Source organism: Thioclava sp. JE_KL1 (assembly GCF_009296265.1).
GTDB lineage: Bacteria > Pseudomonadota > Alphaproteobacteria > Rhodobacterales > Rhodobacteraceae > Thioclava.
Map to the genome: position 1 here is coordinate 435,738 of NZ_WBJS01000003.1, position 22,944 is coordinate 458,681.

A 22,944-nucleotide genomic window follows, 5' to 3' on the forward strand; every position below is an offset into this window, starting at 1 on the left:
TGCGGAGCCCCCCGGGATATTTCGGCCAAGTCGAAGCTTTGAACTTCCTCTTGGTCCAAATATCCCCGCCGGAGGCATGAAAGTTACATTCTGAACAGGCCGAAGCGGGTCGGCTCGATCGGAGCGTTGAGCGCGGCGGAGAGCGAGAGCGCCAGCACGTCGCGCGATTTGCGCGGGTCGATGATGCCGTCATCCCAGAGCCGCGCCGAGGCGTAGAGCGGATGCGACTGGCGCTCGAACATCTCGATGGTGGGGCGCTTGAACTCGGCCTCTTCTTCCGCCGACCACTGGCCGCCCTTGCGCTCGATCCCGTCGCGTTTGACGGTGGCGAGCACGCCTGCGGCCTGTTCGCCGCCCATCACGGAGATCCGCGAGTTGGGCCAGGTCCAGAGGAAGCGCGGGGAATAGGCCCGGCCCGCCATGCCGTAATTGCCAGCCCCGAAGGAGCCGCCGACCAGCATTGTGATCTTCGGCACCGAGGTGGTGGCGACGGCGGTGACCATCTTCGCGCCATGACGCGCGATGCCCTCGTTCTCGTATTTGCGCCCGACCATGAAGCCGGTGATGTTTTGCAGGAAGACAAGCGGGATCGAGCGCTGCGAGCACAGCTCGATGAAATGCGCGGCCTTCTGGGCGGCTTCCGAGAACAGCACGCCGTTATTGGCGACGATGCCGACGGGACAGCCTTTCACATGGGCGAAGCCGGTGACGATCGTCTCGCCGAAGCGCGGTTTGAACTCGTCGAAGCGCGAGCCGTCCACCAGACGCGCGATCACCTCGCGGATATCGTAGGGCGTGCGCAGGTCCGCCGGGACGACGCCGAGGATTTCCTCGGGGTCGTAGGCAGGTTCCTCTGGCGATTGCCAGTTCACCGTCGAAGGTTTCGTGTAGTTGAGATTGCCAACCGCGCGGCGCGCCAGCGCCAAAGCATGGGCATCGTCTTCGGCGAGGTAATCGGCCACGCCGGAGAGGCGCGTATGCACATCGCCGCCGCCAAGATCCTCGGCGGTCACAACCTCGCCTGTTGCGGCCTTCACCAGAGGCGGGCCTGCGAGGAAGATCGTGCCCTGCTCCTTCACGATGATCGTCACATCCGACATCGCGGGCACATAGGCACCGCCCGCCGTGCAGGACCCCATCACCACCGCAATCTGCGCGATGCCCTTCGCGGACATCCGGGCCTGATTGTAGAAGATGCGCCCGAAATGGTCGCGATCGGGGAAGACTTCGTCCTGATTGGGCAGGTTCGCGCCGCCCGAGTCGACGAGGTAAATGCAGGGGAGATGGTTTTCCTCGGCGATTTCCTGTGCGCGCAGGTGCTTCTTCACCGTCAGCGGGTAATAGGTGCCGCCCTTCACGGTGGCGTCGTTGGCGACCACCATGACCTCTTGGCCTTGCACCCGGCCGATCCCGGCGATCACGCCTGCGCAGGGCGCGGCATTGCCATACATGTCATGCGCAGCCGTCGCGCCGATTTCCAGAAACGGCGAGCCGGGATCCAAGAGTCCCGCCACCCGTTCGCGCGGCGCCATCTTGCCGCGCGACAGGTGCCGCTCCAGCGCGGCGGGGCCGCCGCCTGCTGCGGCCTGCGCGGCTGCGGTTTCGATCTGCGACAGCGCGTCGAGATGCGCCTTGCGATTGGCCTGAAAGTCCTCCGACGAGGTCAGGGCCTGCGATAACAGTTTCATTCCATCCTCCCCAAATCGCGCAGTTCCAGCGCGCGTTGCGCCGTACGCTCGAGGTAGCATTGCGACGCCACGACCGTGCGGATCGTGCCGTCCTTCCAAATCTCATAGAGCAGCCCGCAATCGGCGTCGCGATACTGCCCCCACGCGCTTTGCGCATCGAGCAGCTTGTTGGCGAGCTCCGTGCCGCCCTGCTCCAGCAGACGGGCGCGCGCCGCCTTATATTGCGACTTCGCGATATCGTCCCAGACCTGCGCCTCGCCTTGCAGACAGGCCGAGATTCCGAGCGTCGTATCGCCGCCCGGCTGACCCTGACAGGTCGCGGCCGCCTCGCCGATACAGGCGGGATGCGTATCCTTCGCCCCGTCGAAACAGGCACGCACCGCGTCCGGATCGACGCTCGGCTCCTGCGCCAACGCGGGTGTGGCACAGATCAGTGCCGCGACGATTGCCAGCCCTTTCATTGGGTATCTCCTTCAAGCTGCTCGGCGCGCGCGATCAGGCGTAGCGCCTGCGCTCCGGTCAGTTGCATTTCACATTGCGATCCGGCCGGGTCTGCGCCCGAGCCGCCGCCCCAAGTCGACATTTCATAGGTGCAGGACGCATCGCGATAGGCGATCCATGCGCGCTGCATCTCTTTCAGTGCAGGCACCTGCGGTGGCGCGGCGGAGCCCAGCTCTTTCAGTTCCGCATCCATCTTGCCGTCCTGTGCAACGATCGTCTGATAGGCTGCATTCAGGCGCGCGTCCCAATCGTCGCGTTCTGCGCCGAAACAAAAGCCCATGCCCGCATTGCTCGAGCCGGCATTGTCGACGGTCATGCAATGTGCAGCCCCGAGCCCGATACAGGCGCTGCGCGCGGGTCCGCTCTTTGCCGCAAGACAGGCCGTGATAACCTGCGGATCATAGGTGACGGGAATGCCCTCGGCCCGCGCGGCAGTGGCCGATAGGCCCAGCATGGCGACAGCGACCATCCAAAGCGTCTTCATTGCGTCCCTCCCTTGCCTTGAGCGGACAGCGTCTCGGCCCAAATCTGCAGTTCCAGCGCATGTTCGGCAGTCTTGCGCATCAGGCAGCGCGCCTCGTCCGCCTCCGCACCCGCGCCCTGCAGCGCGGACCCATAGGCGCAGGCGCCATCGCGGTAGCGCGCCCAGGCGGCTTCCGCCTCACCCAGCTGCGCGCCTTGCAATCCGGACGGAGACTTGCCCGCCACGATTTGCGCCGCGTCGCTGGCCGCCGCCGCCCGGCGCAAGCTGTCGAGGGCTGTTGCCGCCCGGTCGGACCAGAGGGCGCGCTCGGCATCATAGCAGGCGCGGCGGTCGGGGACGCTTGCATCATCGCCGATGCAGTGCTCCGCCGCTTTGCCGATGCACGACGCAGGGTCACCTTCGCCCGACAGGCAGCTCTCCAAAGGGGCCGGATCGAAATCCGCCCCTGCCCCTTGGGCCTGCGCCGCCAGTGGCGCTGCAAGCCCGATCAGGAGGAGAGCGCCCGCCCGCATCAGACGGCTCCCATGATCTCGCGACCGATGAGCATCCGGCGGATTTCCGAGGTGCCCGCGCCGATTTCCATCAGCTTCGCATCCCGGAACAGGCGCGAGACGTTGGAGTCGTTGAGGAACCCGGCGCCGCCAAGGGCCTGCACCGCCTGATGCGCCTGCACCATCGCCTGCTCGGAGGCATAAAGCACGGTCGCCGCCGCATCCTGACGCGTCACTGCGCCACGATCACAGGCCTTCGCGACCTCGTAGGTGTAGGCGCGCGCGGTGTTCATCGCGACATACATATCGGCGATCTTGCCCTGCATGAGCTGGAAATTCCCGATCGGCTGGCCAAACTGCTCGCGCTCCTTGCAATAGGGCACGACCTCGTCGAGGCAGGCCATCATGATGCCGGTGCCGATGCCCGAAAGCACCACGCGCTCGTAATCGAGCCCCGACATCAGGACGCGCACGCCGCGCCCCTCTTCGCCCAGCACATTCTCGAACGGCACTTCGCAATCCTCGAAGAACAGCTGCGCCGTGTTCGAGCCGCGCATGCCGAGCTTGTCGAAATGCTTGGAGGTCGAGAAACCTTTGAAATCCTTCTCGACGATGAAGGCGGTGATACCCTTGGAGCCCGCCTCCGGGTCGGTCTTGGCATAGACCACGAGCGTATCGGCATCGGGGCCGTTGGTGATCCAGTATTTATGGCCGTTCAGGACGTAGTAGCCGTTGCGCTTCTCGGCTTTGAGCTTCATGCCCACCACATCCGAGCCCGCGCCGGATTCCGACATCGCCAGCGCGCCGACGGCCTCCCCCGAGATCAGCCCGGGCAGGTATTTCTTCTTCTGCGCGTCAGAACCGTTCAACTTGATCTGGTTCACGCAGAGGTTGGAATGCGCGCCGTAGCTGAGCGCGATCGAGGCCGAGGCCCGCGCGATTTCCTCGGTGGCCACGACATGGGCGAGATAGCCCATCCCGGCCCCGCCATATTCTTCCGACACGGTGATCCCGAGCAGGCCAAGCTCGCCCATCTCGGTCCAAAGCTCGTTCGGAAACTCATTATCCAGATCGGTTTTGGCCGCGATCGGGGCCACACGCTCGGACGCCCAACGGCGCACCATATCGCGCAGTGCGGCGATATCCTCGCCCAGATCGAACTCCATCGAACCTGCGAACATCGGATCTCCTCCCCCGGTTTATTGAACGCACGTTCATTTATGCGCAATTGCCGAGTCGGGTCAAGGCCCGTGGGCTGGCACGCGGGCAAAGGACGCAGCGGCACGAGCCACTGGCACAGGGGCTGGTCACTTGCAGTGATTGCCGCCACAAAGAAACCTGAGAGCTTGGAAACCAACGGGAGCGCAGATGGGCCAGCCACGTCATATCGTGATCGGAGCGGGGATCGTCGGCACGATGACCGCATGGGCGCTGGCCCGCCGCGGGTTGCCGGTGACGGTGATCGACCGTCTGCCCGGCCCGGCGGAACTGTGTTCGCGCGCGAATGCCGGGATCGTCTCGATCGGCCATGCGAGCGCCTGGGCGGGGCCGGATGCCTTGCCGCAACTGCTGCGCGCGATGGCGGGGCGCAATCCCGGCGTGAAGCTGACCGCGCCCTTCGATCCGGCGCTGTGGCGCTGGGGCACGACCTTCCTGCGCAACTGCACCGGGGCCGCGCAGGCACGCAACACCGCGCGGATGATGCGGCTGGCCGAGACCGCCCGCGCCGCCCTGCCCGACATGGCGCAGGAGCTGGGGCTGGACGCACTGATCCGCTTCGAGGGCGGGCTCTACCTGCACAACTCCACCGCCGAGATCGACGCGCATGACGACGGGCGGCTGACGCGGATCGACCCGGACTGGCTGGCCGAGAACGATCCGCTCTTGGCAGAGGCGGGTTTTGCAGGCGGGTTCCTCTCGCCGATGGATGCCGCGGGCAATTGCCATGAGGTGACCCGCGCCGCCGCCAAGGCCCTTACCGCCAAGCACGGCGTGCAGTTTCGCTACAACAGCGCGGTGACCGGCTTCACGCAGGCTCATGGCAAGATCACCGGGGTCAACCTCGCCGACGAGACGCTGCCCGCCGCGCAGGTGATCCTTGCGACCGGGGTGGAGACACCCGATCTGGCGCGGCCCTTGGGCTTTGCGCCGGATATCTACCCGGTGAAGGGCTATTCGGGGACATGGGAGGTCCGCGATCCGAGCCGCCTGCCCCGCCATCCTTATATCGACGAGGCCGCGATGCTGGCCGTGGCCTCTTATGGCGGTATCTTGCGGGTAACGGCGATTGCCGAATTCGCCGGGCGCGACCGGACGCTGCGCGAGGATCGCACCAAGGTTCTGACCGATTACGTCGCCGCACGCTTCGGCGATGCGGTGAGCGATGCGCCGCCCGTGCTGTGGACCGGGCTGCGGCCCTCGACCCCGCATGGCCCGCCCTTCCTTGGCCGGGTGAAGGCTTACGACAATCTGTGGGTCAATGCGGGCCATGGACAGCTGGGCTGGACGCTCTCGGCGGGCTGCGGTGCGCTTCTGGCCGATGCGATCACCGGTGCCGCCAACGGCCCGCGCGAGGTGTCGGCCCCGGCGCGCTGGCTGGCGCCTCTGTGACGCCCTAGACAATGAAGGAAACGACATGAGCCCGAAGATCATCCCCTATGACATCGCCGAGAAGCTGGACTGGCCCGGCGCAATCGCGGCGCTGCGCGCGGGTCATACGCGCCCGAAGGCGGAGCTGGGCGATACGTTTCTCGGGCCCTCTGACGCGGTGCTGCTGAGCCGCGCGGCCTATATTCCGGGGCTCGGTTACGGGGTGAAATCCTTCACCGTTTGCGACGGCAATGCGCAGGCAGGGCTGCCGACAGTGCAAGGCGCGATGGTGGTGTTCGAGCCCGAGCATGGCCAGCCCACCGCGATCGTCGATTGCCCGCTGGTGACGGAGTTCAAGACCGCCGCCGATTCCGTTCTGGGCGCGCAGCTTCTGGCCCGCCCCGACAGCCGCCGTTTGCTGATCGTGGGCGGGGGCCGGGTCGCACGCTCGCTGATCGCGGCCTATGCGGCGGGCTTTCCGGGGCTGACGGAGATCACGCTCTGGACGCGCCGCCCCGAGCAGGCACAGGAACTGGCGGAGGGCCCTGCCCCCGAGGGCATCAGCCTGCGCGCGGTGACCGATCTGGCCGAGGCGGTGGCGGAGGCCGATATCGTCAGCAGCGCGACCATGGCCCGCGCGCCGGTCCTCCATGGCGAATGGGTAAAGCCCGGCACCCATATCGATCTGATCGGCGCCTATAAGGCCGATATGCGCGAGGCCGACGATGCGCTGATCTCGACGGCGAGCCTCTTTGTCGACAGCCGCGACACCACGCTCGGCCATATCGGCGAGTTGCTGATCCCGATCCGCGAGGGGGTTATCACGCCCGAGGCGGTGAAGGCCGATCTCTACGACCTCATCGGCGGTGCGCGCGGGCGGGAAAGCGCCGAGGAGATCACGCTCTACAAGAATGGCGGCGGCGCGCATCTCGATCTGATGATCGCCGACTGGATTTCGCGCGCCGGGTGAGCCTCAGCGCGCCACATCTTCAGGTCTCGGCCTCTTCGCGCAGGATACGCGCGATCTGGGCGGCGTCATCCGTCGAGAAGGTCAGCGGCAGGCGCAGATCCAGCAGCGTCGCCAGCACCGCATCGGTGCGCGGCAGGTTCTGCGCCTCGGCGTAACGCCAGCTGTCATGGCGCGAGGTGAAGCCCGCAGGCTCATCCGCGCCGAACCATTTCAGCTCGACCCCGCGGGCCGCAGCCCGGGCGACGAAGTCCAGCATCTCGGGGGCGGAGCGTCCCGGCAGGCGGAACTGGAAGGACGAGCCGACATAGCTCTCGGCCTCGGGACGCTCGATCAGCGCGACACCCTCTGCCCCCGCAAGCCCCGCCTCGACCTCACGGTACAGCGCATTCCAGCGCGCCACCCGATCCGCCAGCGTCGGCAGTTGCGGACGCAGGATCGCGGCGCGCAGATGGTCCATCCGGCCCGAGACATTGGGCGTGTCGTATTTCAGCCCCTCGAACACCTCCGCGCCGGGCGCGGCCCGGTGGCGCTCATAGAGCATGTAGCTGCCCGAGAGCAGGATCATCCGCGCCGCCAGCTCGGCATCGTCGGTCACGATCAGCCCGCCCTCGCCCGAATTCATGTGCTTGTAAGTCTGGGTCGAATAGCAGCCGATCGCGCCATGCCGCCCCGAGTGAACCCCGGCCCATGTCGCCCCCATCGTATGGGCGCAATCCTCGATCACCGTCAGATCATGGGCGCGCGCGATCTTCATCAACGCATCCATGTCGCAGATATGGCCACGCATATGCGACAGCATAAGCACCCGCGCCTGCGGGGCTTTCGCCGCCAGATCGTCAAGGTCGATGGTCAGCTGATCCGTGACCTCCACCAGCACGGGCTTGCCGCCGACTGCCGCGATTGCGCCGGGCACGGGGGCGAGCGTGAAGGCATTGGTCAGCACCGGATCGCCCGGCCCGACGCCCACGGCGCGCAGCGCGCAGCCCAAGGCATAGCCGCCCGAGGCCACCGCAAGGCAATAAGGCGCGCCAGTCAACCCGGCGAACTCTTCTTCCAGCAGCGCCACCTCGCCCGGCTCTCCGGGCAGGGTGTTGTAGCGATGCAGGCGACCCGAGCGCATCACCTCGACGGCGCGTTCGATCGCGTCCTCGGGGATCGGCTCCTGCTGGGTGAAATTGCCTTTGAAGACCTCGGACATCACTCAACCTTTCTTGCGCGGACAAACAGCGCCAATGCCGCCAACAGGATCACGGAGGCCACGTAAAAGGCCATGTCCGGCGTGCGGATCGGGGCGTTCTCGGCGAGGAATATCCCGAACACTTGGGTGAAGAACAAGGTGCCTGCCAGCATTGCAAGGTTCATCAGCGCGGATATGCCACCCTGCAGCGCGCCCTGCGCATCCTCGGGCACCGCGTTGGACATCAGCGAGGCGATCATCGGATGCACCAGCCCCTCGATCCCGGTGATCAGCAGGACGATCAGCACCATCACGAGCGAGGTCGACAGCCCCAGTGCGATTGTCATGCCGATGCCCACGATCAGCCCGATCACCACCACCCGCGCCTCGCCCAGACGGGACGCGAGCGGACCGGCCAACCCGCCCTGAAAGATCGCCGCGACGACGCCATAGCCTGCAAGTGTCAGCCCCACCGTCCCCTCGGACCAGCCGAATTTCGCCATCCCCCAATAGGGCCAGATCGCGGGATAGACGGCGGAGGCGAACAGATAGACGCCAAGCGCGGTGCCCATCGGCAGCACGCCCGGATAGCGCGCGAAGACTTTCAGCGTGCCCAGAGGATTGCAGGCGCGCCAGTTCACCGGACGGCGCAGGCCCTGCGGCAGGCTTTCGGGCAGCACGATCAGCCCGTAGATCAGGTTCAGCCCCGACAGCGCAGCCGCCACGAAGAAGGGCACGCGGGGGCCAAGCTCGCCCAGAAACCCGCCAAGCGCAGGCCCCGCGATGAAGCCGAAGCCGAACGCCGCGCCGATCAGACCGAAGGCGCGGGCGCGCTCGGCCGGAGGGGTAATATCGGCAAGATAGGCATTCGCGATGACATAGGACGCGCCGCAGATGCCCGCGACGATCCGGCCCACGAAGAGCCAGAGCAGCGTCGGCGCGAAGGCGTGAAACAGGTAATCGACGCCCAAGCCGCCAATCGCGAGCAGCAAAAGCGGGCGCCGTCCGAACCGATCCGAGAGGTTGCCCATCAGCGGCGCGAACAGGAACTGGGCGAGACTGAAGGCCGCGAACATCCAACCCCCGATCCGGCTCGCCTGCGCCAGATCGACATGGCCGACATCCGCGATCAGCGAGGGCAGCACTGGGATGATCAGGCCGAAGCCCACCATGTCGAGGAACACCGCGATCAGAACGAAGGCGGTGGCGTGAAAGCGCGAAGGACCGATGGGGGCTGCGGTCATGGCCGTCGGAAGCCGCGTCTGAGGGCTGGTTCGGGGCAGCACCGCCCCGCCGAGGCGCTCACCCGAGCATCCGCGCGGCCAGCGCGGGCAGATCATCGAAATGATCGAGCAGCGCCTCTGGGGCGAGCCGTTCGATGCCGCGCCCCTCCGGTCCGAAGGTCACCAGAACGCAGGGCACGCCGACCGCGCGCGCGGTCTCGCGATCGGTATTGGTGTCGCCCACCAGCAGCGAGGTCTCCAGCTTGCCCCCGGCCCGCTCGACCGCCGCGAGATAGGGATCGGGCGAAGGTTTGCGCAGCGGCAGCGTATCGGCGCCGATCAGCGCGTCAAAAAGCGCGGCGATCCCGAGCCGGTCGATCAGATCGCGCGCTAGACCTTCGGGCTTGTTGGTGCAGACAGCCGTCGCAAAGCCCTGATCGCGCAACGTTTTCACAGATTCCTCAGCGCCAGGATAAAGCTGCGTATACCGGTCGATATTCTCGCCGTAATGCGCGAGCAGCGGGTGATAATCGGCCTCGACCAGCTCGGCGATCTCCGCCTCCGGCAGCCCCAGCCGCCCATAGCCGGCCTTGAGCATCGCACGGCCACCATGGAAGGCGGTCAGCGCGTCTTCCGCCGGATCGAGAAGCGGCGCATGGCCACGCGCCGTAAAGCAGGAATTGGCCGCCGCGATCAGGTCGGCGGAGGTATCAGCCAAAGTCCCGTCGAGGTCGAAAACCACTGTGCGCATTGCCTTTTGCTCCTTCCGTAACACCGCGAAAGGAAGCGTGAAGACGCACCACTTGCGGCAAGCAAGCCAATGGTTAAAACGGGGCCGAGCAGAAGAAAAGGTTTCTAATGGCGATTGCATTGATCACCCTCGCGGCGGGACAGGGCACCCGCATGAAATCCGACTTGCCGAAGGTGCTGCATCAGGTGGGCCGCGCGCCGCTGGTGGCGCATGCGCTGGCTGCCGGGCGCGCGCTCGAACCCGAGACCGTGATCGTGGTCGCGGGCCACGGTGCCGACAAGGTGAAGAAAGCCGTCGCGAAGGTCGATCCCGAGGCGCAGATCGTGCTGCAGGAAGAACAGCTCGGCACCGGCCACGCCGTGGCGCAGGCCCTGCCCGCGCTCGACGGGTTCGACGGCCGTGTGATCGTGCTTTACGGCGACACCCCCTTCATCCGGCCCGAGACGCTGGAGCGGCTAGCCGCGTCCGATGCGGCGGTGACCGTGCTCGGCTTCGAGGCGGCCGATCCGGGCCGCTACGGGCGTCTGGTGGCGCAGGGCGACACGCTGGACCGGATCGTGGAATTCAAGGATGCCACGGATGAAGAACGCGCCATAACCCTCTGCAATTCCGGCGTTATCGCCTGTGATGCGGTACTTCTGACCGAACTGGTCGCGGGGCTGTCGAACGAGAACGCGTCGCAGGAGTACTACCTCACCGATATCGTCGAAGCCGCGCGCAAGAAGGGCCTGACCGCGCAGGTCGTGACCTGTGATGAGGCCGAAACGCTGGGCATCAACACCCGCGCCGAGCTTGCCCGCGCCGAGGCCCTCTTCCAGGAGCGGATGCGCGCCGAGGCGATGGAAAACGGCGTGACTATGGTGGAGCCCACCAGCGTCTGGTTCGCGCTCGACACCTATATCAGCCGCGATGTCGTGCTGGGCCCGAATGTCGTGTTCGGCCCCGATGTCACCATCGAATCCGGTGCGGTGATCGAGGCCTTCTGCCATCTCGAAGGCTGCCACATCTCGCGAGGGGCCACGATTGGCCCCTTCGCCCGTCTGCGCCCCGGCGCGGAACTGGCCGAGGACGTGCATATCGGCAATTTCGTCGAGGTGAAGAACGCGATCCTCGCGGAGGGTGTGAAAGTCGGCCATCTGACCTATCTGGGCGATGCCGATATCGGCGAGCATACGAATATCGGCGCGGGCACGGTGACCTGCAATTACGACGGGGTGATGAAGCATCGTACCACCATTGGCGCGAATGCGTTCATCGGCTCCGACACGATGCTGGTGGCCCCGGTGACGGTGGGCGACGGCGCGCTGACGGGCTCGGGATCGGTGATCTCGAAAGACGTTCCTGCAGAGGCGATCGCGATCGAGCGCTCCGAACAGGTGAACCGTCCGGGCCTCGCCAAGAAACTATTTGCGAAACTGCGCGCGGAGAAAGCGCGTCGCATGAAGAAAGATTGATAAATGTGCGGAATTATTGGCGTTTTGGGGAAGCACGAGGTTTCCCCCTGGCTCGTTGAGAGCCTCAAGCGATTGGAATATCGCGGCTATGACAGTGCCGGGATCGCGACGGTAAACGCAGGCAAGCTGGATCGCCGCCGGGCGGTGGGCAAGCTGTGGAACCTGTCCGATCTGCTGGTGCACGAGCCGCTGCCGGGCAAGTCGGGTATCGGCCACACCCGCTGGGCGACCCATGGGGCTGCCACCCAGGGCAATGCGCATCCGCATCGCTCGGGGCCCGTCGCGGTCGTGCATAACGGCATCATCGAGAATTTCCGCGAGCTGCGCGCCGAACTGGCCGAAGCGGGGATCACGCCGGAGACGCAGACGGATACCGAAACCGTCGCGCTGCTGACGCGGATGTTCATGGATCGCGGCATGAATGCGCGCGAGGCCGCCGTGGCGACGCTTGGCAAGCTCGAAGGGGCATTCGCGCTGCTATGGCTCTTCGACGGCGAGGACGATCTGCTGATCGCGGCGCGCAAGGGCTCGCCGCTCGCGATCGGGCATGGCGATGGCGAGATGTTCGTGGGCTCGGACGCGATTGCGCTCGCGCCGATGACCGACCGGATCACCTATCTCGAAGAGGGCGATTACGCGTTCGTCACCCGCGCAGGTGCCGAGATTTTTGACGCCGAGGGTCGCCGTGCGAACCGCGACGAAAGCCGCATCGATCTGGGTCAGGCACAGGTCGAAAAGGGCGGCTACAAGCATTTCATGGCGAAGGAAATCGCAGAGCAGCCCGTCGTGCTGGCTGACGCTTTGCGACATTATCTGCCCGAAACCGGGCTGAATCTGCCGGAAGACTTGGACTTTTCCAACATCGACCGGATTGTCCTGATCGCCTGCGGCACTGCGCATTACGCTTGCGCGGTGGCGAAATACTGGTTCGAGGAATTCGCTCGCATCCCGGTCGAGATCGACGTGGCGTCCGAATTCCGCTACCGCGAGCCGCCCCTTTCCGAGCGCAGCCTCGCCGTCTTCGTCAGCCAATCCGGCGAGACCGCCGACACGCTGGCCGCGCTGCGCTATTGCTCCGAGCGCGTTGCGAAGACCGTGGCCGTGGTCAACGTGCCCACCTCCTCCATCGCGCGCGAAGCCGACATCATGTTGCCGATCTTCGCGGGCGTCGAGGTCGGCGTGGCCTCGACCAAGGCGTTCACCGCGCAGCTGCTGGTTCTGGCCGTCATGGCGTTGAAAGCGGGCCGCGACCGGGACGTCACCGACGGGCCGACGCTTGGCGCCCATGCCGATACGCTGCGCGCCCTGCCCGGCTTGCTCAATCAGGCGCTGTCGATCTCCGAGCCGATCGCGCATCTCGCAGAGCAACTTGCCGAGGCGCAGGACATCCTCTTCCTCGGGCGCGGCGCGATGTATCCGCTGGCACTGGAAGGGGCGCTGAAGCTCAAGGAAATCAGCTATATCCATGCCGAAGGTTATGCCTCGGGCGAGCTGAAACACGGGCCGATCGCGCTGATCGATCGCACCGTGCCGGTGATCGTTATGGCGCCTTATGACAAGCTCTTCGACAAGACCGTCTCGAACATGCAGGAGGTGATGGCGCGCCACGGGATGGTGCTGCTGGTCTCCGATGCCAAGGGCATCAGCGCGGCGCAGGACGGCACTTGGGGCACGCTGCAAATGCCTGACATTGCAGAACCTTTCGCGCCGATCCTGTACGCGGTTCCGGCGCAACTGCTGGCCTATCACACCGCGGTCGCGAAGGGCACCGACGTGGACCAGCCGCGCAACCTCGCCAAATCGGTGACGGTCGAATGAGCCGCAAGCGGGGCAAGAAGCGCGTCGCCCGGCCGCGCGCGGCGGATTACGCACCGCTCGACCCGGCGGAGGACGCCCGGCTGCGCGCAGAGGCCGAGGCCTATGCGGCCTCGGATGCGGACTATGAGGCCTTCGCCGAGGAAGAGGACGCCGACGCGCCGCTCGGCCCGCCACCCACGCTGGAAGACGCGCTTTTCGCGCTGGAAAGCTGGGCGGATGCCGAGAAAGCCGCCGAGATGGCCGCCTATCACAAGGCGGAGCGGCGCTATCTGGGCATTTCCGTTCCGGCGATCGAGGACATGGTGGCGCTGTGGCGTGGCCAGCTCGACGTGCCGGGACGCGTTGAGTTGGCGCGTGGGCTTTGGGACAGCGACATTCACGAGGCGCGGATCGCGGCGGCCAAGTTGCTGACGCAGGCGCGGCTGCGCCCGGATGCCGAAGCTTGGGACCTGATCGCGAGCTGGGTGCCGCAATTCGACGCCTGGGCCATTGCGGACCACGCGGCAAAGGCGGGCTCCAAGCGGCTTCAGGCCGAGCCCGCGCGGCTCGACGAGGTGGCGGACTGGGTGCGCTCGGATCACATGTGGACGCGGCGCGCGGCCTTCGTCTTCACCCTGCCCTGGACCAAGCAGCGCAATCCCAAGCCCGAGGACGAGGCGGTGCGCGACGAGGTTCTGGGCTGGGCCGCGCAACTGGCCGAGGATCGCGACTGGTTCATCCAGAAGGCCATCGCGTGGTGGCTGCGCGAGCTGAGCAAGAAAGACCCCGCCCGCGCACAGGCCTGGCTGACCGAGCATGGCGAAAGGCTGAAGCCTTTCGCCCGCAAGGAAGCCAGTAAATACTTATGAATACAGGAACTTGTCGTAGTCGCTGACCAGCAGGTGGCGCGGCGCTTCGTCTTCCTCGATCTCGGAGAACCGCCCGATATCTTCGCGGAAGATATTGTCGGTATTGTCGTCGTTGACGGTCGAAACCTCGCCGATCAGCACGTCGCCGCCCTCGCCCCAGAAGGCATGCCAGTCACCGGGTCGCAGGGTCACGCTCTCGCCGGGGCGCAGGATCAGCACCTCGCCGGGCGCGTAATTGCGCGGGACGCCGTCGCACATCACCTGCCCGCCTGCGGTCTCGTCGAATTTGCCATCCGCGTCAGAGCCATAGAGCTCGATCGCGAGGTCTGCGCCGCCGCGATTGATGATGTCCTCGGCCTTGATGATATGGGTATGCATCGGGCTGATCTGGTCCTTGCGCGAGATCAGGAGCTTCTCGGCATAGGCCATGCCGTGGCCCGCCTGAAGATCGCGCAGATCGCCGTTGCGCAGGGTGAAGAGAAACAGACCCAGCTTGTCGAAATCGCCCTGCCCGTAATCGGTGATGTCCCAGCCCATCGCGGCTTCCACGATGCGCTGTGCCTGCGGCAGGCGCGCCTTGAACTCGGCCGGGCTCCACCATGCGAAGGGCGGCAGGCGGAAGCCGAATTCCTGGATCATTTCCTCGGCCGCGGCCATGATTTCGTTCACGCGCGAGCGTTTCATCTGTCTCTCCGTTTTGTCTTCGCGGCTCAGGCGACGCAGGCGGCGGGCCGTTCGCCGCGCGCCCAAGCACGCACCGCATCGCCGAATGCCTCGAACAGAGGGCGCGAGACCGGATCTTCCGCCGCACGCCATTCGGGATGCCATTGCACCGATAGGGTAAACCCCGGCGCGTCCTTAACATAGATCGCCTCGGGCGTACCATCGGGGGCGCGCCCTTCGATCACAATCCGGGTACCGGCGGTGCAGACGCCCTGCCCGTGCAGCGTGTTGGTCTCGACCTCATCCGCGCCGAAGAGACGCGCGAACCGGCCGCCGGGAGTGAGCGTGACCATGTGGCGGTTGGAGAACCCTTCTTCGAGCGTGCCCTCGGGGGGCATCCGGTGGTTCAACCGTCCCGGAAGCTCGCGGATCTCGGGGTGAAGCGTGCCGCCCATCGCGACGTTGACCTCCTGAAAGCCCCGGCAAATGCCGAGGAAAGGCTGCCCGCTTTCGACACAGGCGCGCACCAGCGGCAGGGTGATCGCGTCGCGGGCGCGGTCGAAAGTGCCGTGCTTCTCGGTCGGTTCCTCGCCATATTCATGCGGATGGACGTTCGGCCGCCCGCCGGTCAGCAGGAAGCCGTCGCAGACCTCCATCAACTCCTGAACGGACACATATTCGGGATCGGCGGGGATCAGCAGCGGGATGCAATCGGAGACCTTGCTCACCGCTTCCGAGTTGAGTTGGCCGCCTTCATGGACGGGGTAGCGGTCACCTACGAGGCCTCTATTGCCGATGATGCCGACGACGGGTCTGGTCATTGAATTCTCCTTTGTCCCGAAGCTAAGGCGACGTTCGGGCAGAGAAAAGGCGCAAAATGCGCACGAAGCCGTGCATCTGACGCACAGCCCAAGCCTGCGGCGATTTCCAGCGGAATTGCCTGTTCAGGCGGCCAGATCGTGGCGCAGGATCGCGGCCTCGGAGGGCTTGAGCGCCCGGCGCGCGAAGGCACCGTAGCTGAGCGGATTTTCCTCGACCTGCGGCACCAGCGCCTCGAGCCCGGCGCGCTGGTCGCGGGCGATCATCTCGAGCCGCGTGGAGGCCGGATGGAAGCTTTCGGTTTCCAGCCCGTTCGCGGTCAGCACCTGATGGCGCTCGAACATCAGGTGGATGTAGCTCAGGCCCCGCAGCGCGCCCTCGAAGCGGATCTGACGGCCATTCACCAGATCGCAGGCGCGCACCAGCACCTCGTCTTCGGCAAACAGCGCCTGCGCCGCGCGTCCGCGCACCAGCATCCGGTGCTGCGGCGATACGATCAGATCGCGGTCGGGCCGGGCAATGCCGAAAGCCCCTGCCGAAATCCGCACCGGGCGCAGATGCGGCATCGCATGGAGCCGCGCGCCCGAGATGTCGCGCCGACCGATCCAGCAGATCGGCTGCGCCCCGTCATCGCGGGTCAGAACGCGGTCGCCTTCGCGCAGCGCCTCGACCGGGCGGCGGCCCTGGTCGGTCTCGATCAGCGTGCCGGGGGTAAAACAGATGACGCCCGCAGGCCCCTGCCGCGCCGCTTTCGGGCGCAGGTCGAGCGCCCGGTCGACCACCCACAGATCGCTGTCCACCGGCGGCATCCGACCGGCGAACATCAGGATGCGCGTGCCGCTTTCGGGCAGCTCGATCAGCGTGACGACATAGGCGTGATAGCCATCGGTCACGGTAAAACTTTGATTGGGCGTCTCGGTCTCGTCGGGATCGTCAAGCGTTCGCGGATGTCCCACGGCCTCGCCCAGCAGGCGACGCACCGCGCGGGCGGCTTTCGTGCGCCGCTCCGCCTCGCCACGCGCATTGTGCAAGATGAGCCGATCATTGGGCCCGTCCACGCAAATCGCCTGCCCCGTCCATCGCCAACATGCGCCCACGGTCACGACCTCAAGAGGCGGCACCGGTGTGCCGTCGATTTCCGTCTGCGCCCATGAAATGACGAAGGTGCCCTGATAGCCCGCCTTCATTGCCTCGATCCTGCCCGTATTTCGCGAGAGCTTATGTCTGCCCTCTGCTTGTTAATAGTTACGGTATCATGATGAATTCGCGATGTGAATCCCCATCTTGACGCATAGGGCAAGCGGCCTTCACCGAAACTTGCGCGCGGCCACGCTTGTCCCACGCGCGCGCAACTGCATTTTCGTTGGGAAGAGCACCCTGAGGAGACTCATGATGAAATCGATCGCCCTGATCGCCGCCCTCGCCTGCGCCGCGCTACCCTCGCTGGCCGCCGCGCAGCAGCAGCCGCTCAATGCGCTGGAGATCCAACGCGTGCATTTTCTCGTCGGCAATGTCGACCTGTCCAACCTGACTGACCGCCAGATCGTGCAGATCAAGGAAGCGCTGGTTCAGAATGTCGACCGCACGGCGAAGGAAACGCTGATCCGTATGGCCCTGAAGAAGAAATGAGGAAACTGCCTATGACGACCCGTTTTACCGCGGCTACTTTCGGTTGCAGCCTTGCAGTGGCGCTTGGCCTTGGCGTCGGGATCGCGCAAGCCGGTGTCGCGTCGCAGCCACCCGCTGACCTTGGCCCGCAAGCTCCCGCGAAGAGCTCGAGCGGGTCCGACCCGGCCTATTTCATGCCGGCCGATCCGCATCTCAGCATGTTCGATCAAGCGCGCGCTGCGGAGTTTACGAACGGGAAGAAGCTCAACGACATCGGCTTCACGCAGGTTGCCGCGATCGAGAACGCGCTGATCCATCCCTCGCTCGCCAAGAGCCGCGAGAAACTGATCTCGAAGAGCCTCGATACCGGCAACTAAGCGGGCGAAAATTTCGATTTCTTGCTTGTCAGGCTGGGCACCGCCCGGCCTGAACGCGTTTTCGGGGAGGAGGATCGAAAACCTGCGTCGACCGGGCGGCCCTTCACACAGCGCAAGGGTGCGCGAGTTGCCCAAGAGGGTCGGCCAAGCCCGACCCGTATGTTCAGATTTCGCCCAGTTTCCGTTTCCGTCAAGCTGCGCCCGCGTTCAGCGGTACCCTCCTACGCCGGGTGCATCGAACTGCGCGAGATGAGGCGGAATTCCTCACGTCCGCACAAAAAATAAGCGCCCGACACACCAATCGGCGTGCCGGGCGCTATACTTAGTCAGGTTCAGCGGCCTATCAGGCCCATTCGCCCTTGCGGAAAACCGGGACGCGGGTGCCGTCGGGCTTGATGCCGTCGATATCGGTCTCGGGGCCGCCGATCATCCAATCGACATGGATCATCGAGCTGTTGCCGCCCTTGGCCGCGACCTCGTCCTCGCTCAGCTCGCCGCCATTGACGAAGCATTTCGAATAGCACTGCCCCATCGCGATGTGGCAGGCCGCGTTCTCGTCGTAGAGCGTGTTGTAGAACAGCAGCCCCGAGGCAGAGATCGGCGAGCCATGCGGCACCAGCGCGACCTCGCCCAGACGGCGCGCGCCCTCGTCCGTGTCGATCAGCTTCTGCAGCACCGCCTCGCCGCGGCTGGCTTTCGCCTCGACCACTTTACCACCCTCGAAGCGCATCTCGATATTCTCGATCAGGCTGCCCTGATGCGACAGCGGCTTGGTCGCGCGCACGACCCCGTCGACGCGCTCGGCATGGGGCGTGGTGAAGACCTCTTCGGTCGGGATGTTCGGGTTGCAGACAACACCGTTATTGGCCTCGGATGCACCACCGCTCCATTCGTGATCGTCGGCGAGGCCCACGGTCAGATCGGTGCCGCCGCCGGTGAAATGCAGCGCCGAGAAGCGCTGCTCGTTGAGCCAGTCGCGGCGCTTGCGCAGGGCTGCGTTATGCGCCTCCCATGCGGCGACAGGATCGGGTTGATCGGCGCGCGAGGCCGCGAAGATCGCGTCGGCCAGTTTGCCCACGGCCTCGTCTTCGGGAAGATCGGGGAAGACGCGCTTGGCCCAGGCCACCGTCGGGTAGCTAACGATCGACCAGTTGATCTCGAAATTCGAGATTTTCTCCAGCGCCGGTTTATAGGCGATGGAGTTGGCCTTGCCTGCGCGCGAGACTTTCTCCGGGTCCTGTTCGGACAGCAGCATCGGGTCTTCGCCGACGATCGCCATGCGGGCCGCGCCGCTCTCGTAAGCTTTCGCCATGCCCTGATAGAGCCAATCGGGTGCGCGGTCGAAGCTTTCGTCCTTCGCGTTCTCGAACCGGGCCAGCGTGATCTGACCATCGCTGAGGATCGGGGTGAAGGTGCCTGCGCCCGCGCGATAGGCTTCGGCGGCGATCCGGCGCACCAGCGGCAGCGCCTCGACGGGCGCGGTCAACACCAGATCCTGACCGTCTTGCAGGTTCAGACCCACCTGCACGGCAACTTCGGCCAGCCGGTCGAGAAGTTGCGGATCGATTGCGTCGCTTGCCATGAGAGCCTCCTGAATTGCGTTGAGGCGCAAGATAGATGGCTGGGCGGCAGGCTCAACCCCGGCAGAGCACGAACCCGAGGTCAGAGGCCGAACCACGGGGCGGCATGGGACACGATCTCGTCAAGTTCACGGTAACGCGCGCTAAAGCCCAGAGCGTCGCGCGCCCGCGATGGATCGGCCACCAGTTCCGCCGGATCGCCGGGGCGGCGTGGGGCGTCCTCGAAGGGCACCTTGCGCCCCGTCACCCGCTCGACCGAGGCGATCACCTCGCGGATCGACGCGCCCCGCCCGGTCCCAAGATTGAGCTTCAGACTGTCGCCGCCGCCCCGCAGGTGATCGAGCGCCAGAAGGTGCGCGCGGGCCAGATCGTCGACATGGATGTAGTCGCGGATGCAGGTGCCGTCGGGCGTGGGATAATCCGTGCCGAAGACCTTCACCGCCGGGCCCTGCCCCGAGGCCGCGCGCAGCACCAGCGGGATCAGATGGGTCTCGGGATCGTGCCGCTCGCCGATCTCACCGCTCGGATCTGCGCCGCTCGCGTTGAAATAGCGCAGGGCCGCGAAACGCAGATCGGTCGCGGCGGCGGCATCTTCCAGCATCCATTCGCAGATAAGCTTGCTGCGGCCATAGGGGTTGATCGGGTGTTGCGGCGTGTCCTCGGAGATCGGCAGCGTCTCGGGCGTGCCATAGGTGGCGCAGCTCGACGAGAAGACGATCTTGTCGAGCCCCACCGCCTGCATCGCGCCCAGAAGGGCGGTCGTCCCGCCCAGATTGACGTCGTAATAGCGGGTGGGTTCGGCCACGCTCTCGCCGACATAGGCCAGCGCCGCGAAATGAATCACGGCGTCGATCCGGTGATCCTTGAGCGCTGTCTCGACCAGTTCCCGGTCGCGCAGATCGCCCTCGACGAGAGGCCCCCAGCGCACCGCATCGGCATGGCCGCGCGACAGATCGTCGAAGACGACGGGGGTGTGCCCCGCCGCAGCCAGCGCCTTGCAGCAATGCGAGCCTATGAAGCCCGCGCCGCCGGTGACCAGAACCTTCGATGTCACTTACGAGCCCCACCCTTCGCGCAGCATCGCGCCGACGATCTCGGGCGCCAGAACTCCGTCACGGCAAGCCATATCGCCCGACAATCCGCCGCAGGCGCGTTCCATCGCACGAAGTGTGCCGCGCCCGGCGAACCCGTCGAGCGGGCCGCGATACAGCCCCTTATCGGCGAGGTCTTTCTGGATCAGATAGACCGCGAGCCTCGGGTTGGCCTTGAACAGATCACGCGCCTGCGCGGCATTCATCTTCCCCCGGGCGGGCGCGATCTCTCCTGCGAGCGGCGCGAAATCGACATCGTGCCGATGCCTCGCCACACGGATCGTCATCGCGTAATTCGCACGTTCTTCGGGCGTGAACAGATCGCTATGCGCTTCAAGGAAGTCCGCCGCCCCTTTGGGATCGCGCCGGACGTTATAGGAGTTGCCGTCGCGCAAAAGGCCGACCAGATAGCGCGCTGCGGTCTTGTTGCCCGCCTCGGCAGCCTCGCGCAGTTGCGCCACCGCCTGTTTGCCATCGCCGCGCATCGAGATACCCCAGATGCGGCGCGTGGCGTCGAGCACTTCGATCCGCTCGTTTCCCGCCGCGCGGGCGGCCTTGGCATAGCCGTCGAACTTCGCCCGCGAAACCTTGCCGCCACCGAGATAGCCATACATCGCGCCCTCGGCCAGCGTCGCATAGGCGCCGTCCACGCCCGCCGCGCCTGCGCGTTCGAGAAACGCCTGCGCTGTCTTCGGATCGCGCTGAGCCCACATCAGCGTCTCGCCATATTTCCACAATCCGGTCGCGTCGCCCGCCTCTGCTGCGGTCTCGAACAGGTCGCGCGCCTTGGCATAATCGCGCGGCAGTCCCGTTCCGTAGAGATAGGCCTCGCCCAAGATCAGCGCCGCTTTCGCATCGCCCTTTGCGATCTGCGTCTCAAGCAGGTCGACCCCGCGCCCAGTGTCGCGTGGCAAAGCCCAGCCGCCGATCAGCTGCTTGCCCAACAGACGGTGCGCTTCCCAGCTGCCCGCTTCGACCGCCTGTTCGAGATAGCCTACGGCCCGATCACGATCTGCAGCGACAGGACCGCCCCAGAGGAGCAGGTCACCTGCGGCCAAAGCCGCTTCGGGATCGCCTTGCGCCGCGGCCTCCTCCAACATCGAGAGCCCGGTCTGTGGATCGGGTTTCACATCGCCAGAGCCCCAGACGAGCGCCTGCGCGCGTTCGGTGACGTCGGGCTTCGTTTCGTCCGCGAGGAGCGGTGCGCTGACCGTACACAAAGCCAGAGCGACCACTCCGAGCGACTTGGTCCAAATCTTGCGTGACATAGGTCCTCCCTTGGCGGGGCCTACCCGCCGACCAGATAAGGCAAAGCCAGACCCGCAAGCGCGATCGAGACGCCCATCGGGAGCTTTCCCCGTGCGTAACAACTTTTCCAACCCAAACGGGGCCCAAGCCGCGTCGCCACCGGCGCGCTTTGCAGCCCCATCGTCAACGCCGAGCCCGCAAAAAGCGCGACGGAAAAGGCGATCAAAAACTCCCCCATCGCCGCAGAGGGTACGAATAGCATCAGGGCCGCGAGAAATTTCACATCCCCTCCCCCGAAGGCGCGCAGCACGAAAAAGACGTAGCCGACGAGGAAGGTGATCGCGCCCGCGGCAAGCCGCAGGCTCAGCTCGTGCAGACCCAGAAACGGCGCGCAGAGCGCAAAGAAGCCAAGCGTGATCAGCACGATCCTGTTCGGAATGCGCATCTCGCGCAGATCGCTGAGCGCGACCCAGATCAAGACCGGGGCCAGCGCCGCCAGCGGCAGGAGTTGCCCGGTCATGCGACCCGTCCGGCTCTGGCGCCGGCGAGCTCGAAGGGCAGTTCGGAGACCAGCTGGAAGGTCAGTTCCGCCAGATTGCGCGCGCCGGTCTTGGCGTAGAGATTGCTCAGATGGGTGCGCAGGGTGGATTCCTTGATCCCCAGCTCTGCAAGCATCTGATCGGGCGACTGGCCGTGGCGCAGCAGCAGGCAGACGCGATATTCCGAACGGCTCAGACGCGCCGGGTTATCCGCGCTCAGGATCGGCGAGCCGATGAGCGGCGCGGCCTGTTTGGCGGCGGATTTCAGCAAGGTCTCGGTGAACATGCCCCGGGCGCGGTTGTGCCAGGTGCGGCTCAGCGTATCGCCGAGCGTGGTCAGCACCGCTTGCTGATACTGGCGCAGCTTCTCGGTGAAATGCAGCTCCAACGTATCGACCCAGCGATCGCTGATCTCGAGCGGGATGACGACCATTTCGACGAGGTTGCGCCGGGCCAGTGCCGAGGCGACCGCCTGCGGCACGTCCTCGTCCTGCATCGAGCGATACCAGGTCGAGCCCCGTTTGGCCTTGTCGAGATAATCGCCCAGCAGATCGGCCGCGAAGCTTTGCTCCAGCGGGATCCGGCAGCCGGATCGCGCCCTGTCATGGACCAACGCCCGTGCCGATGCGCCCGCATCCCGCGGATAACGCGCCAATATGACGGCTTCGGCCCCGATACTGTCGGTCAGATATCTCAACGCCATGCGCAGCGGGTTCGTCCCGTGCAGACACTCACACCACTGTGCAACGGCCCCAATCATGCCCGCTTCGATAGCGCGCTCTTGCCCGGGCGAAGCCCCGGCTGTCCCATAGTCCCGCATGGTCCCCACCATCCCCAGAAACTATTATATGTGGCCCACTTATGTGCGTGACAGCGCGTAGACCATCTCTAAGCGTAACCCCTAAATGCGTTAATTCCTAAGCTAGCCATTTGGACTATATCCACAGCCCCCTGTGGATGATTCGATTGACGCCCTCCGCAATCAAAGGTTGCATATTCGGCATTTAAATCGAGATTTCGGCCGA

At 65.6% G+C, this 22,944-nt stretch carries 23 protein-coding genes; 7 read left to right on the top strand and 16 right to left on the bottom strand.

What is annotated here, in order from left to right; translation table 11 throughout:
* Window positions 1-83: 83 nt before the first annotated feature.
* From F8R15_RS07485 to F8R15_RS07505, 5 genes are read right to left on the bottom strand one after another with little or no spacing between them, the layout of a single operon-like run.
* Window positions 84-1,688 carry a carboxyl transferase domain-containing protein gene (locus F8R15_RS07485; RefSeq protein ID WP_078603804.1) on the bottom strand — a complete coding sequence of 535 codons (1,605 nt, stop codon included), beginning with the start codon at window positions 1,686-1,688 and terminating at the stop codon, window positions 84-86.
* Window positions 1,685-2,149, bottom strand: coding sequence for a lysozyme inhibitor LprI family protein (locus F8R15_RS07490; protein ID WP_152844140.1), 465 nt, complete (start codon window positions 2,147-2,149; stop codon window positions 1,685-1,687). The genes F8R15_RS07485 and F8R15_RS07490 overlap by 4 nt, the downstream gene beginning before the upstream one ends.
* Entirely contained in the window at window positions 2,146-2,673 is a 528-nt protein-coding gene (locus tag F8R15_RS07495) for a lysozyme inhibitor LprI family protein (RefSeq protein WP_152844141.1), read from the bottom strand. The genes F8R15_RS07490 and F8R15_RS07495 overlap by 4 nt, the downstream gene beginning before the upstream one ends.
* The gene (locus tag F8R15_RS07500) at window positions 2,670-3,185 is read right to left on the bottom strand and encodes a lysozyme inhibitor LprI family protein (RefSeq protein ID WP_152844142.1); all 516 of its coding nucleotides are present in this window, start codon (window positions 3,183-3,185) and stop codon (window positions 2,670-2,672) included. Before F8R15_RS07500 ends, F8R15_RS07495 begins: the two co-directional genes overlap by 4 nt.
* Window positions 3,185-4,345 carry an isovaleryl-CoA dehydrogenase gene (locus tag F8R15_RS07505; RefSeq protein WP_152844143.1) on the bottom strand — a complete coding sequence of 387 codons (1,161 nt, stop codon included), beginning with the start codon at window positions 4,343-4,345 and terminating at the stop codon, window positions 3,185-3,187. The genes F8R15_RS07500 and F8R15_RS07505 overlap by 1 nt, the downstream gene beginning before the upstream one ends.
* A 187-nt stretch (window positions 4,346-4,532) precedes the next feature.
* Between F8R15_RS07505 and F8R15_RS07510 the strand changes: the two genes are divergently transcribed.
* Together F8R15_RS07510 and F8R15_RS07515 are read left to right on the top strand one after the other, a co-directional pair.
* A complete protein-coding gene (locus tag F8R15_RS07510; RefSeq protein ID WP_152844144.1) occupies window positions 4,533-5,774 on the top strand; it encodes an FAD-dependent oxidoreductase in 1,242 nt (413 codons plus the stop codon).
* A 25-nt stretch (window positions 5,775-5,799) separates the two neighbouring features.
* Window positions 5,800-6,723 carry an ornithine cyclodeaminase family protein gene (locus F8R15_RS07515; protein ID WP_152844145.1) on the top strand — a complete coding sequence of 308 codons (924 nt, stop codon included), beginning with the start codon at window positions 5,800-5,802 and terminating at the stop codon, window positions 6,721-6,723.
* 19 nt (window positions 6,724-6,742) lie between these two features.
* Here F8R15_RS07515 and F8R15_RS07520 read toward each other — a convergent pair whose 3' ends face one another.
* The 3 genes from F8R15_RS07520 to F8R15_RS07530 are packed head-to-tail and all read right to left on the bottom strand — an operon-like array spanning window position 6,743 to window position 9,874.
* Window positions 6,743-7,921 carry a DegT/DnrJ/EryC1/StrS aminotransferase family protein gene (locus F8R15_RS07520; RefSeq protein ID WP_152844146.1) on the bottom strand — a complete coding sequence of 393 codons (1,179 nt, stop codon included), beginning with the start codon at window positions 7,919-7,921 and terminating at the stop codon, window positions 6,743-6,745.
* A complete protein-coding gene (locus tag F8R15_RS07525; protein WP_152844147.1) occupies window positions 7,921-9,144 on the bottom strand; it encodes a TCR/Tet family MFS transporter in 1,224 nt (407 codons plus the stop codon). The genes F8R15_RS07520 and F8R15_RS07525 overlap by 1 nt, the downstream gene beginning before the upstream one ends.
* A 58-nt stretch (window positions 9,145-9,202) precedes the next feature.
* The gene (locus tag F8R15_RS07530; protein WP_152844148.1) at window positions 9,203-9,874 is read right to left on the bottom strand and encodes an HAD-IA family hydrolase; all 672 of its coding nucleotides are present in this window, start codon (window positions 9,872-9,874) and stop codon (window positions 9,203-9,205) included.
* A gap of 107 nt (window positions 9,875-9,981) precedes the next feature.
* Between F8R15_RS07530 and glmU the strand changes: the two genes are divergently transcribed.
* The 3 genes from glmU to F8R15_RS07545 are packed head-to-tail and all read left to right on the top strand — an operon-like array spanning window position 9,982 to window position 13,994.
* Entirely contained in the window at window positions 9,982-11,328 is a 1,347-nt protein-coding gene (glmU, locus tag F8R15_RS07535) for a bifunctional UDP-N-acetylglucosamine diphosphorylase/glucosamine-1-phosphate N-acetyltransferase GlmU (RefSeq protein WP_152844149.1), read from the top strand.
* Between the two features lie 3 nt (window positions 11,329-11,331).
* Window positions 11,332-13,146: a glutamine--fructose-6-phosphate transaminase (isomerizing) gene (gene glmS / locus F8R15_RS07540; RefSeq protein WP_152844150.1), complete on the top strand. Its 1,815-nt coding sequence runs from the start codon at window positions 11,332-11,334 to the stop codon at window positions 13,144-13,146.
* The gene (locus F8R15_RS07545) at window positions 13,143-13,994 is read left to right on the top strand and encodes a DNA alkylation repair protein (protein WP_152844151.1); all 852 of its coding nucleotides are present in this window, start codon (window positions 13,143-13,145) and stop codon (window positions 13,992-13,994) included. Before glmS ends, F8R15_RS07545 begins: the two co-directional genes overlap by 4 nt.
* On the opposite strand, the gene F8R15_RS07550 is transcribed toward F8R15_RS07545, so the two are convergent.
* The 3 genes from F8R15_RS07550 to F8R15_RS07560 form a co-directional block, all read right to left on the bottom strand.
* Window positions 13,989-14,678 carry a D-lyxose/D-mannose family sugar isomerase gene (locus F8R15_RS07550; RefSeq protein ID WP_078539548.1) on the bottom strand — a complete coding sequence of 230 codons (690 nt, stop codon included), beginning with the start codon at window positions 14,676-14,678 and terminating at the stop codon, window positions 13,989-13,991. The two genes, F8R15_RS07545 and F8R15_RS07550, sit on opposite strands and share 6 nt — an antisense overlap.
* Window positions 14,679-14,704: 26 nt before the next feature.
* Window positions 14,705-15,478, bottom strand: coding sequence for a gamma-glutamyl-gamma-aminobutyrate hydrolase family protein (locus F8R15_RS07555; protein ID WP_078546578.1), 774 nt, complete (start codon window positions 15,476-15,478; stop codon window positions 14,705-14,707).
* Between the two features lie 123 nt (window positions 15,479-15,601).
* Window positions 15,602-16,663 (bottom strand): Hint domain-containing protein, encoded by a 1,062-nt coding sequence (locus tag F8R15_RS07560; protein WP_078599321.1) that lies wholly within the window; start codon window positions 16,661-16,663, stop codon window positions 15,602-15,604.
* A 205-nt stretch (window positions 16,664-16,868) separates the two neighbouring features.
* Here F8R15_RS07560 and F8R15_RS07565 point away from each other — a divergent pair, with 205 nt between their 5' ends.
* Both F8R15_RS07565 and F8R15_RS07570 read left to right on the top strand, forming a co-directional pair.
* Window positions 16,869-17,105, top strand: a complete 237-nt coding sequence (locus F8R15_RS07565; RefSeq protein ID WP_143594660.1) for a hypothetical protein — start codon at window positions 16,869-16,871, stop codon at window positions 17,103-17,105.
* A gap of 11 nt (window positions 17,106-17,116) precedes the next feature.
* On the top strand, window positions 17,117-17,461 hold the full coding sequence (locus tag F8R15_RS07570) for a hypothetical protein (RefSeq protein WP_152844152.1): 345 nt from the start codon (window positions 17,117-17,119) through the stop codon (window positions 17,459-17,461).
* Between the two features lie 343 nt (window positions 17,462-17,804).
* Here the strand turns inward: F8R15_RS07570 and F8R15_RS07575 are convergent, their stop codons facing one another.
* The 5 genes from F8R15_RS07575 to F8R15_RS07595 all read right to left on the bottom strand — a co-directional run bounded on the left by F8R15_RS07575 (window position 17,805) and on the right by F8R15_RS07595 (window position 22,622).
* Entirely contained in the window at window positions 17,805-19,043 is a 1,239-nt protein-coding gene (locus F8R15_RS07575) for an aminopeptidase (RefSeq protein WP_152844153.1), read from the bottom strand.
* Between the two features lie 80 nt (window positions 19,044-19,123).
* Window positions 19,124-20,095 (bottom strand): UDP-glucose 4-epimerase GalE, encoded by a 972-nt coding sequence (gene galE, locus F8R15_RS07580; RefSeq protein WP_368731017.1) that lies wholly within the window; start codon window positions 20,093-20,095, stop codon window positions 19,124-19,126.
* Window positions 20,096-21,400 (bottom strand): tetratricopeptide repeat protein, encoded by a 1,305-nt coding sequence (locus F8R15_RS07585; RefSeq protein WP_152844154.1) that lies wholly within the window; start codon window positions 21,398-21,400, stop codon window positions 20,096-20,098. It abuts the gene before it with no gap.
* Window positions 21,401-21,420: 20 nt separating this feature from the next.
* Window positions 21,421-21,900, bottom strand: a complete 480-nt coding sequence (locus F8R15_RS07590; RefSeq protein WP_098410536.1) for a prepilin peptidase — start codon at window positions 21,898-21,900, stop codon at window positions 21,421-21,423.
* Window positions 21,897-22,622: a helix-turn-helix transcriptional regulator gene (locus tag F8R15_RS07595; protein WP_172976186.1), complete on the bottom strand. Its 726-nt coding sequence runs from the start codon at window positions 22,620-22,622 to the stop codon at window positions 21,897-21,899. The genes F8R15_RS07590 and F8R15_RS07595 overlap by 4 nt, the downstream gene beginning before the upstream one ends.
* Between the last annotated feature and the right edge of the window lie 322 nt (window positions 22,623-22,944).